This is a genomic window from Acinetobacter sp. YH12218 (assembly GCF_013417925.1).
GTDB lineage: Bacteria > Pseudomonadota > Gammaproteobacteria > Pseudomonadales > Moraxellaceae > Acinetobacter > Acinetobacter amyesii.
In genome coordinates this window covers 37,267-48,742 of record NZ_VPDB01000022.1, presented here as the reverse complement: position 1 = coordinate 48,742, position 11,476 = coordinate 37,267, and the positions used below count along the sequence as shown (strand labels likewise).

The 11,476-nt window shown below is 43.9% G+C and carries 8 protein-coding genes and 1 pseudogene; all 9 read left to right on the top strand.

Features of this window, described 5'->3' with window-relative positions:
• Positions 1-128: 128 nt before the first annotated feature.
• A pseudogene (gene nirB / locus FTV03_RS08290) lies at positions 129-1,625 on the top strand (nitrite reductase large subunit NirB); the annotation flags it as partial.
• Between the two features lie 113 nt (positions 1,626-1,738).
• On the top strand, positions 1,739-3,349 hold the full coding sequence (gene nirD / locus FTV03_RS08285; protein WP_180040970.1) for a nitrite reductase small subunit NirD: 1,611 nt from the start codon (positions 1,739-1,741) through the stop codon (positions 3,347-3,349).
• A 267-nt stretch (positions 3,350-3,616) separates the two neighbouring features.
• Positions 3,617-6,409: a nitrate reductase gene (locus FTV03_RS08280; protein WP_180040968.1), complete on the top strand. Its 2,793-nt coding sequence runs from the start codon at positions 3,617-3,619 to the stop codon at positions 6,407-6,409.
• The gene (locus tag FTV03_RS08275) at positions 6,409-7,032 is read left to right on the top strand and encodes a molybdenum cofactor guanylyltransferase (RefSeq protein WP_373423882.1); all 624 of its coding nucleotides are present in this window, start codon (positions 6,409-6,411) and stop codon (positions 7,030-7,032) included. The genes FTV03_RS08280 and FTV03_RS08275 overlap by 1 nt, the downstream gene beginning before the upstream one ends.
• Before the next feature lie 356 nt (positions 7,033-7,388).
• Positions 7,389-8,426: a GTP 3',8-cyclase MoaA gene (gene moaA / locus FTV03_RS08270; protein ID WP_180021847.1), complete on the top strand. Its 1,038-nt coding sequence runs from the start codon at positions 7,389-7,391 to the stop codon at positions 8,424-8,426.
• A gap of 2 nt (positions 8,427-8,428) precedes the next feature.
• Positions 8,429-8,680 (top strand): MoaD/ThiS family protein, encoded by a 252-nt coding sequence (locus FTV03_RS08265; protein WP_180021849.1) that lies wholly within the window; start codon positions 8,429-8,431, stop codon positions 8,678-8,680.
• Positions 8,681-8,682: 2 nt separating this feature from the next.
• On the top strand, positions 8,683-9,249 hold the full coding sequence (locus FTV03_RS08260; protein ID WP_180021851.1) for a molybdenum cofactor biosynthesis protein MoaE: 567 nt from the start codon (positions 8,683-8,685) through the stop codon (positions 9,247-9,249).
• A gap of 51 nt (positions 9,250-9,300) precedes the next feature.
• Entirely contained in the window at positions 9,301-10,224 is a 924-nt protein-coding gene (moaCB, locus tag FTV03_RS08255) for a bifunctional molybdenum cofactor biosynthesis protein MoaC/MoaB (protein ID WP_180021853.1), read from the top strand.
• A complete protein-coding gene (locus FTV03_RS08250; RefSeq protein WP_180021855.1) occupies positions 10,221-11,471 on the top strand; it encodes a molybdopterin molybdotransferase MoeA in 1,251 nt (416 codons plus the stop codon). Before moaCB ends, FTV03_RS08250 begins: the two co-directional genes overlap by 4 nt.
• Positions 11,472-11,476 lie beyond the last annotated feature (5 nt).

Here is an 11,476-nt window from a genome sequence, read left to right as displayed (position 1 = left end):
AGGTGCTGCAATGCGCAAGCTTATACATCTGTGTTATGGCGTTTTAAAACATCAGACTGCCTATCAAAGAGATTATTTATTGGTCGAATAATCTCAAAACCTGATTGACTACCAAGACGGTATCTCAGGTCTATAAAAAAATTGTCGTGAATGCTGATAAAACCAAGCTACTTGGTGCAGTATTGGTGGGCTGTGCTAAAGAATACAATGACCTGCTGCAAATGATGCTGAATGGCTTAGACGTTCCTGAAAGCCCAGAAAGCCTAATCATGCCTGGCTATGCACAATCTGCAGGTAAATCGGGCGGAAGCGGTGTCGATCTGTTGCCAGACAGCGCAACGATTTGTTCATGTAACAACGTCTCTAAAGCAGACATTTGTTCAGCCATTGCTGACGGATCGACCTCTTTAGGCGCATTGAAAAAATGCACCAAAGCTGCAACAGCTTGCGGCGGCTGTGCACCATTAGTCACTCAAGTCCTCAAATCTGAGCTTCAGCGTCAAAGTGTCACTGTAAATAACCATTTATGTGAACACTTTGCTTATTCACGCCAAGAGCTCTATCACTTGGTACGTGTGAACGAAATCAAAACCTTTGATGACCTGATTCAACAGCATGGCCATGGTTTAGGCTGTGACATCTGTAAACCGACGGCAGCCAATATCCTAGCGTCATGCTGGAATGACTTTGTACTTAAACCAAGCCATGCAGGCTTGCAAGACAGTAATGACTACTACCTAGGCAACATACAAAAAGACGGCTCTTATTCAGTCGTGCCACGTATGGCAGGCGGTGAAGTTACTCCGGATGGATTAATTGCCGTAGGTCAAATTGCGAAAGAATATGGTCTATATACCAAACTGACAGGTGGTCAGCGTGTCGATATGTTTGGTGCACAAGTGCATCAGTTGCCTGAAATTTGGGAAAAATTGATTGCTGCAGGTTTTGAGTCTGGTCATGCATACGGTAAATCATTGCGTACAGTGAAATCATGTGTCGGCAGTACTTGGTGCCGCTATGGCGTAGACGACTCTGTGGGTTTGGCGATTTTCCTAGAAAACCGCTACAAAGGCCTGCGTTCACCGCATAAATTGAAAATGGCAGTATCAGGCTGTACCCGTGAATGTGCTGAAGCGCAAAGTAAAGATGTTGGCGTGATTGCGACTGAAAAAGGCTGGAACCTTTATGTATGCGGCAACGGCGGCATGAAGCCGCGTCACGCAGAGCTTTTGGCATCAGACTTAGATACGCAAACATTGATCAAATACATTGACCGTTTCTTTATGTTCTACATTCAAACAGCAGACCGTTTGCAGCGTACTTCTGTATGGCGCGACAACATGGAAGGCGGTTTAGATTACCTGAAAGATGTCGTTGTGAATGATTCGCTTGGCGTAGCGGCTGAACTTGAACGCCGTATGAGCCATGTTGTGGGTACATATCAAGATGAATGGCGTACTGCTGTAGAAGATCCTGAAGTACGTAAACGCTTTGTGACTTTCGTGAATGCAAAAGCAGAACAGCAAAATGATCCGCATATTCAGTTTGCATCCGTTCGCGGTCAAATCAGACCCAAAACAGAAGCTGAACGCGATACGACACGCATTCCAGTGGTTGAAGCTTAAGAGAATAACGAATTTAAAACTTCTTTTATTTGATTTACATCCTTATTCGGTTTCTCGCTAAGGCGAAAATGAAAAGATAGTGATCTAAAAGAAGTTTAAAAAGGATCAAGAATATGACAATTTTAAAAGAAATGAATGATTTAGACTGGTTTGATGTTTGTGCATTAGATGATATTACGCCAAATACAGGTGTGGGCGCACTGATTGAAAATCAGCAAATTGCGATATTCCGTGTCGGTGAAGAAAAGCGGGTTTATGCACTGAGCAATCAAGATCCGTTTAGTCAAGCCTATGTTATGTCCCGCGGTATTATTGGTGACTTGCAGGGTGAGCGTGTTGTGGCATCACCCATTTATAAACAGCATTTCAGCCTTGCTACTGGACGCTGCTTAGAAGATAAAGACCAAAAACTCTTGGTTTTTCCAAGCAAAATTGAAAATGGCCGTGTGCTGATTAGTCCAACTGCTCAAAAAACCTATATTACCAATAACGCGCCATCGTCTGAGTTGATGAAACTTGTTTTGGTCGGCAATGGCTTAGCAGGTATGCGTTGCTTAGAAGATCTGCTGGATATGGCCCCAGAGCGTTATGAAATTACGGTCATTGGTGAAGAACCTTGGGGTAATTACAACCGAATTATGCTTTCACCTGTGCTTTCAGGTGATAAAACCATTGAAGATATCATGCTGCATTCACATGCTTGGTATAAAGACAAAAATATCCGTTTTGTAGCAGGTGATGCGGCGGTACGCATAGACCGTCCGCGCAAGCAGGTATACACAGAAAAAGGCTTGGTCATCGATTATGACCGTCTGATTTTAGCAACAGGTTCTAAGCCGTTTATTCCACCAATACCGGGAACTGACTTCAAAGGCGTTTTAAGCTTCCGTGATATTTATGATGTCAACAAAATGCTGGACTACTGCAAAACGAAGAAAAATGCAGTGGTGATTGGCGGCGGTTTATTAGGGCTAGAAGCAGCTTATGGTCTGAAACAGCGTGGCATGAATGTTACGGTATTGCATTTGATGGATCGTATTATGGACCGTCAGCTGGATGAAAAAGCCAGCCTGATGCTGAAATCAGCGATTGAGCAAAAAGGCATTCGGATTTTGACTGCAGCGAATACCCAAGAGTTAATTGGGCAAGATAGTCATGTGACGCAATTACGTTTGCAGGATGGCACGGTATTAGCTGCAGATCTTGTCGTGTTTGCAGTTGGTATTCGTCCAAATATTGCATTGGCACAAAGTGCAGAGCTTCGATGCGGACGCGGTGTGATGGTGAATGACACCATGCAAACCTTTGACCCAAGTATATATGCCGTTGGGGAATGTATTGAACACCGCAGTCAAACCTTTGGTCTGGTTGAACCGCTTTGGGGACAGGCTTTCATTTGTGCATCACATTTGGCTGAACATGGCAGCTTAACCTTCAAAGCGCCCACGGTTCCGACGCAGTTAAAAGTCAGCGGCTGTGATGTATTTTCAGCTGGCAACTTTGAACCGCAGGATGATTTTGAAGACATTATTTTGAATGATGAAAAGCGTCAGATTTATAAACGCATTATTATTCAAAAAGATAGAGTGATTGGCGCTGTGCTGTTTGGCGATACTGAAGACGGTGCATGGTATGCAGAATTGATTTCAGATCAAACTCCAATTTCAAGCATCCGAAACAAATTGCTGTTTGGTAAGGATTTTGCATTAAAGAAAGCAGGGTGATTCATTATTAATCAAAGAATATAGTCACGACCGCGCAATTTCATTTTTAAGAAATTTGTATTTGCGTAGGTGTTGCCTCACTTTTGAAGGATCAAAAGTGACAAAAATCCTTTGTTGGGCGAAGGGTACATCCTATACCCCGCCCAACGGTGGCATCCATGCCACCACACGATAGTTAGTTTTAACTTAAATTTAAATAATTTAGTCATCTTTTGAAATTGGTCGTAACACTCAATTAATTGAGTTTGGAAAAAGGAGCCGGCAGAAGTGAATAGCATCCCGATCGTGGAACTGCATAGCTCCACAGAAAATAAAATTAAAACAACTCAAACCACTTGTCCATATTGCGGTGTCGGCTGCGGCGTGAGCGCAACAGTTGAACAGACAGCTTTAGGGCAAAAAGTGAGCGTAACTGGCGATGCGAACCATCCATCAAACTATGGCAAGCTGTGCATTAAAGGCAGTAACTTAGCCGATACGATGGGATTAGAAACACGTGTTTTACAGCCGATGCTTGGGCGTCAAACATCACCATTTCATACTCGTCAGGCTACAGATTGGAACACAGCAACAGCACTGATTGCCGAAAAATTTCAGCAATGTATAGATCTTTACGGACGTGAAAGCATCGCTTTTTATGTGTCGGGCCAACTGCTGACGGAGGATTACTATGCAGTTAACAAATTTGTCAAAGGCTATTTAGGTACGGCAAATATTGACACCAATTCACGGCTTTGCATGTCATCGGCTGTGGCGGCACATAAGCGTGCATTTGGTGAAGACCTTGTACCAGCTAGCTATGAAGACTTTGAACATACAGATATGGTGGTGTTGGTCGGTTCAAATACGGCGTGGTGCCATCCCGTGCTGTATCAACGCATTATGAAAGCCAAAGAAGAACGTGATTTGTTCGTGGTGGTCATTGATCCGCGCTTTACCAGTACCTGTGAGGCTGCAGATTTGCATTTGCCGATTTTACCGGGGCAAGATGTCGCACTGTTCAATGGTTTGCTGCAGTATTTAGTACAAAATAATCATAGTGATGTAGATTTTATCGCCAAACATACTCAAGGTTTAGCGCAAGCGCTGGAGCAAAGTAAAACAGAAGCTTCTATGACAGCAGTTGCTGAGCGCACAGGTATTTCTTTAGAAAAATTACAGCTATTTTTTGAAAAATTTGCGCAAACTGACAAAGTTATGTCGCTATTTTCTATGGGTGTCAATCAGTCTTCACGTGGCGTGGATAAAGCCAATAGCATTATCAATTGTCATTTGCTGACTGGAAAAATTGGCAAATTAGGCGCGGCGCCGTTTTCAATGACAGGTCAGCCCAATGCAATGGGTGGGCGTGAAGTTGGCGGTTTAGCCAATATGCTGGCAGCGCACTTAGATGTCGATAACTCGGCGCATCAGGCATTAGTACAAGCGTTTTGGCAAAGTCCATTTATTGCCAATAAAGCGGGATTAAAAGCAGTTGATCTGTTTCAGGCTGTAGAAAGCGGGAAAATCAAAGCCATTTGGATTATGGCCACCAATCCTGTTGTGAGCTTGCCAGATGCAGATCAAGTCAAACGCGCTTTAGAGCAATGCGAATTTGTAGTGATGTCGGATATTTGCAAGGACACTGACACAGCAATATATGCAGATGTGCTTTTACCTGCATTGGGCTGGGGTGAAAAAGACGGAACCGTTACCAACTCTGAACGCCGTATTTCACGTCAAACTGCATTTTTAGATGCGCCGGGTGAAGCCAAAGCAGACTGGTGGGCTATTGCACAAGTTGCGAAAAAGATGGGTTATAGCGGTTTTGACTACAGCAGCAGCTATGACATATTTATTGAGCATACCAAATTATCTGCTTATCAAAATGCACCTTTAGATCAACGCGATACAACAGAGTCTTTTCGCTACTTTAACTTGCAGGGTTTAAGTAAGTTATCTGCACAAGATTATGCTGAATTAAAGCCCGTGCAATGGCCAGTTTGGCAGTTAGATCAGAGCGCTGATGCAGTCAGCCGTTTGTTTGCAGCAGGCCAATTCAGCCATGCCGATGCCAAAGCTAAGTTTGTCGCAACAACCGCTATTGACCCTTTGAACAAGATTTGCGGCGAATATCCGCTGGTTTTAAATACTGGCCGTATCCGTGACCAATGGCACACCATGAGCCGTACGGGTTTATCTGCAAACTTGAGTACACATATCGCCGAACCATTTTGTGAAATACACCCGCAAGATGCACTGAAGTTTGGTGTTAAAGATGGTGAACTGGTTGAGGTGAAATCTAACTGGGGCTTATGTATTTTACGTGCACAGGTCAGCAGTCAAATTCGACGCGGTCAAATCTTTGCGCCAATTCATTGGAATGACCAAGTCGCATCGGATGCGCGTATAGGCAAAGTGGTGAATCCTGTGGTCGATGCACTATCTGGTGAGCCTGAATTTAAACATACACCTGTATTTGTACAGCCGTTTTATACACAGTGGCAAGGTGTACTGTATGTACGTGACGGCTTTGAGCAAATGGTGCAAAACACCATTCAAAACACGGTGTGGTGGACCAAAATTAAAACAGCGAAAGCGACACGTTTTGAGTTGGCAGATCGTAAAAAATTTAGAAACACGGTTCAGCAGCTGAAAACATTACTGCCATTTACCGATGAAAGCTTTGAATGGCTGAATTTGGAAGATCAAACTGCCGATTTGAGTCATACCGTGGTGCTGCAAGATGGGCATTTAATTGCCAGTCTATATATTGCGCAACGCTCTATGCTGCCAGACCGTGATTGGATTGCTGGCATGTTTAAGCGTGAACGACTAAGCGCACTGCACCGCAAAGCGCTGCTTGCAGGTCAGCCGATGAACATGACCAACAGTGCAGGTCCGCTGGTGTGCAGCTGCTTTAAAGTCGGTAAAAATACCATTATCGAAACCATTAAAGAAAAGAATATTAGCCATGAAAAACAAGTTACTGCATGTTTAAAGGCCGGCGGCAATTGCGGTTCGTGCTTATCAGAAATTCGAGGCTTAATTAAAGCCTGTCAGACGGAGTACGCAGAATGATGAAGAAAATCACCAAATCAGTAGGCTATCCAGAAACAGACTTGGTTATTTTGGCGGGCGGTCAGGCCCGCAGAATGAACGGCATGAATAAAGTGCTGCAAAAATTTGATAATGAAATTCAGCTGATTAAGATCCATCAGCAGTTGAAATCACGGGCTGAAAATGTCTGGATCAACAGCCATCGCGATCATTCGATTTATAAACGGCTCATTCCCTCGATCCGCTTTTATCAAGATGATGAAGCCGGATTTTTAGGGCCATTGATGGGGATGAAAAGCGCGTGGTCACATGTTGAGTCTGATTATGTTTTGTTTGTCCCGTGCGATGTGACCTATATCCCGAAGAAAGTGCTTTCGAGATTGCATCAGGCCATGCAGCGGGATCCCTTGTGTGAAGTAGCTGTAGTGGAAATTAATGGCAAAGCGCTGTATCCATTTTGTTTGCTGAAACGAAGCAGTCTCACAATGCTGCAGGTGCATCTTGATCAAAAACAGCGCAGTTTGAAGGGGTGTTTTAGTAAAATGCACATGCAAGTTGCACGTTTTCAAAATAATGCACTCTTTTTTCACAGCATTAACTCTCTAGATGAGCTGCAGCAGCACCGTCAGCTGAATTTTCTCTAAAAGCTGTACCTTTTGCAGAGCTTTCATTTCAAATAATGAGCCTAATGTGCTGTTTTTGAACCCAGAGAGAAAATCTACAGCCAATATGAAGCTTTTGAGCATGATATCTAGCGATAAAACAGACTGCTTTTATACCTTAGATAATGGGCTTAACGGCAATTTATATTTTTAATTGCTATTAGTTACTTATAAGTTATTGATTTTGTGTGTCAAAAAAACAAACCAAATCCTCTAAAATAAATATTCAAAAAAGCGCAAAGTTGGAACACTTATTGCAATTTTTACTGCAAGAAAAGAGGGCGCAAAATTTGTACTGTGCAAAGTCAGGGCAAATGACAACGCCATGGAAGATAAACATGAACAGCATGACACAATTACAGCCAGCGACCATTTTTAAGGATCAGTTTGGCCGTGAAAAACGCAAGTTGCGCATTTCAGTGACAGACCGCTGTAATTTTAAATGTGTCTATTGTATGCCTGAACACCCTGAATGGATGAAAAAGCATAATCTTCTCAGTTTTGAATCACTTTACAATTTTTGTGAGTTTATGGTGCTGCGCGGGATTGATCAGATCCGGATCACGGGCGGCGAACCTCTCATACGTCAAGGCGTTGTGCATTTTATTGAACAGCTGCAACAGCTGAGAAAGCTAGGCCTTAAACGTATATCCATGACCACCAATGGACATTATCTGAAACAATATGCACAGGCCCTAAAACAAGCTGGCTTAGATGGCATAAATATCAGTTTAGACAGTTTGGATGAAGCGCAATTTTTTCAGCTGACGCAAAAACAATTACAGCCAGTATTAGAAGGGATTGAAGCGGCTAAGCAAGCGGGCTTTGACATTAAGATTAATACAGTTTTGATTAGAGGTCTAAATGAACAGCAAATCATTGCATTAACAAAATGGGCGCTGCAACAAGGTTTCGAACTGCGGTTTATCGAGTTTATGCCGCTGGATGGTGATCAAAACTGGTCTAAAGCTGCGGTCGTTACCGAACAAGACATACTGGATAAACTCAAGACTGTTTTTGACGTGCAAACATTGCACGGTCAAGGTGCGTCACCAGCCAGATCTTACTTAATCAACGGCTTGCCTATAGGTATTATTTCAACCATCAGCAATTCTTTTTGCGGCAGCTGCGACCGTCTAAGACTGAATGCGCAAGGCGAGTTTTTTAACTGCCTGTTTGCCCGAAAAGGTTTAAATCTCAGTCATGAAATTCAGCAGCTGAAAAGCAGTAAAACAACAGAGTTAATGCCGCTCGATGCAATGGCTTTGCAGCAAAAATTAGGCAGTTATATTTGGCAGAAGGAGCAAGGCTTTCATGCCATAACAGCTCAATCCAGTCCATCTAGAAAAATCAGCATGCATATGATTGGAGGCTAATGATGAGTCAGATCACCATCAAAATAGAATCTTTTGGCGCTATTGAACGCCTGCTGCCAGCGAATTTAAGTCTGACTTGCTTGGCACAGCAGTCGATTGCAGAGGTTTTGCAGCAAGTTACAGATCAATTTCCGGAGTCATTCAGCATGCTTGAACGCTGCGCCTGTGCCATTGGGGAAGATATTGTGCCAAGGCAAACCGCATTGGTGCAGGACAGCACCGTTGTGCTGCTGTCACCTGTGGCGGGAGGCTGAATATGGAGCTCAAGCATATTTCACGCATACAAGATACGGTATTTAGCCAAGCTGATTTTGACAGCATTGAGGCATTTCCTGAATGTGGCGGTATAGGTGTATTTATTGGCGCGGTGCGTAATCACCATGAAGGCAAAGCGGTAAAAGTTTTGAAATATACAGCTTATGCGCCTGTGGCTGAAAAAATGATCCGTCAAATTGAGCGGGAAATTCAAGCCAAATACGGCGTGTCATATGTACGGGTTGTACACCGTATTGGTGCGCTGCAGGTCGGTGATACGGCCATTATCGCAATGGCCTATGCGCCGCACCGCCGTGAGGCTTTTGCAGCCTGTGAAGAAGCGGTTGAACGGGTTAAGCATGAAGTACCGGTGTGGAAAGAAGAGTTTTATATGGATGGCAGCAGTCAATATGTAGAGGGCTGCTGTATTCGTAAGGATCACGCGCCTGAAGTGGCAGATCACGAAACGAAGCATACACATATCCATGGCGAGTCATGTGAACATGCACATCAAAACACCCATCAGACTATGCATTTGAATGCCAATATTTATCAATGGCATCTATAAAACCTCAAATTTAATATTGCACATGCAAATGAATAAGATAAGGACAAAGCAATGAAAAATGTGGGCATGAAAGCGGAAAGTTACCGTGCAGCCATTGCAACTGGAATATTGCATGCACCGCCACATTGCATTGAACTGCTGCGTAATGGCAATACAGAAAAAGGCGACGCGCTGAAAACCGCACGTATTGCAGGTATTTTGGGCGCTAAACGTACAGATGAACTTATTCCGCTCTGTCATCCGCTGCCGATCTACCGTGCAGATGTGGAATATGAATTATTTGAGGCGCATGTCGAAATTAGTGCAGTGGTTGAAACCATTGGCCCAACAGGTGTGGAAATGGAAGCTTTGACTGCGGTCAGTCTTGCCGGTTTAACGCTGTATGACATGCTGAAACCGCATTGTGAACCTGAAGATTTATGCTTAGATCAAGTGAAACTGCAAAAGAAAAAAGGCGGTAAATCACATTTTACCCGTGTATTAAAAGAAAGCTTATCGGCTTCGATTATTGTGCTTTCAGATACAGTTGCTGCCGGTAAAAAACCAGATACTGCGGGGCAAAATGTCCTCGAAATTTTAGAAGAAGCAAACTTCAGCAACATCAGCTATCAAGTGATACCAGACAGTCCTGAACAGCTTTTGGCTCTTGTTGAACAGCATAAGGCGCAATATCCGCTGATTTTGACTGTCGGCGGTACAGGTCTTGGCCCTAAAGATTTAACCGTTGAAACCATTCAGCCACTGTTAAAACGGGAAATTCCGGGTTTGATGGAAGCTTCACGCAGTTTTGGTCAAAAACGCACGCCTTATGCTGCACTTAGCCGCGGTGTTGCGGGCTATATAGATAACAGCCTTGTGATTACATTACCGGGCAGCAGACAGGGTGCAAAAGAATCTCTAACTGCAATTTTACCAGCGCTCATTCATCTCTTTGATGTACAAAAAAATATACCGCATGCTGGAGGCTACCAATGAACCAAGCTGTATTGCATACAGGCTGCGTTGCTGAGGCTGGACTGATTTCAGTGGACGATGCGCTTGCGCTGATTCAGACACATACGCAAAGTTTAGCGCATGAAACTTTGGCGCTTCAGCACGCTTTAGGCCGTTATTTGGCGTCAGATGTGCATTCACAAATTCAGCTGCCTTTATTTGCACAAAGTGCTGTTGATGGCTATGCCATTTGCGCAGTGGGTGAAATTAAAGCAGGCACTCAATTTGAGCTCATTGGAGAAATCCGCGCAGGGCAAACGGCTGAAATAAGCTTAAAAGCAGGCCAAGCTGTCCGGATATTTACCGGCGCGCCGATTCCTGAAGGCACGGTAACTGTGGCGCGGCAAGAAATAGTGAAGGCGGATAGACAGCAGATTGAACTGACTGCAGCCTTAAGCCCGCATGCAGATATTCGAGATGCAGGTGAGGAAATTTCAGTTGGACAATGTTTAGCAGTACGTGGTCAAAAGCTTACCGTTGGATCAATTGCAGCACTCAGTATGGCTGGTATTTCATACTGCGAAGTTTTTGCCTATCCAAAAATTGCTGTCGTAATAACAGGTGATGAAGTTGCGCAAAATATAGAAGATTACCGTGCAGGTAAAATATTTGATGCCAATGCGCCGCTGATTGCAGCATGGTTTCAGTCGCAGCACGTCAAAGTTGAAGTGATTCATATTGCAGATGAAAAACAGGCGGTTTTAGATTTATTCAACCGTTTAAAAGACAGCTTTGATTTAATTTTAACGACTGGCGGCGTATCTGTCGGTGATTATGATTTTGTTCGGCCGGCAGCCTTGGACATCGGTTTTCAGCAAATTTTCTGGAAAGTGAAACAAAAACCCGGCAAACCGATGCTGTTTGCACAATATCGACGTCCTGACAGCAGTTCCTGTTATTTACTTGGACTGCCGGGCAACCCCGCTGCAGTCTATGTCGGCATGCAAATTTATACAGATAGATTATTGAAAGCCCTACAAGGTCAAACACCTGCGCTGGACTGGTTCAGCGCAGTCATGACACATGACCTAAAAGCAGATGCACGTGAGCGGTTTTTAAGAATGTCGGCGCACTTTGATAAGCAAGGCAAACTTCAACTAACCAGCCTGTCTAAGCAGCAGTCACATATGCTAAGCAATTTAATGCAAGCTAATTGCATTGTTCGGATTCCTGCAGGGCGACCAGTGCAAGCAGGACAAGTCCTTCAAGGCTTATTTATTCAGGATTAGGAGTT

What these genes read in the sequence shown, in the direction of transcription:
- nirD (WP_180040970.1), top strand. Translation starts at nt 1,739, where the DNA reads ATGACAATTTTAAAAGAAATGAATGATTTAGACTGGTTTGATGTTTGT.
- FTV03_RS08275 (WP_373423882.1), top strand. Translation starts at nt 6,409, where the DNA reads ATGAAGAAAATCACCAAATCAGTAGGCTATCCAGAAACAGACTTGGTT.
- moaA (WP_180021847.1), top strand. Translation starts at nt 7,389, where the DNA reads ATGAACAGCATGACACAATTACAGCCAGCGACCATTTTTAAGGATCAG.
- FTV03_RS08265 (WP_180021849.1), top strand. Translation starts at nt 8,429, where the DNA reads ATGAGTCAGATCACCATCAAAATAGAATCTTTTGGCGCTATTGAACGC.
- FTV03_RS08260 (WP_180021851.1), top strand. Translation starts at nt 8,683, where the DNA reads ATGGAGCTCAAGCATATTTCACGCATACAAGATACGGTATTTAGCCAA.
- moaCB (WP_180021853.1), top strand. Translation starts at nt 9,301, where the DNA reads ATGAAAAATGTGGGCATGAAAGCGGAAAGTTACCGTGCAGCCATTGCA.
- FTV03_RS08250 (WP_180021855.1), top strand. Translation starts at nt 10,221, where the DNA reads ATGAACCAAGCTGTATTGCATACAGGCTGCGTTGCTGAGGCTGGACTG.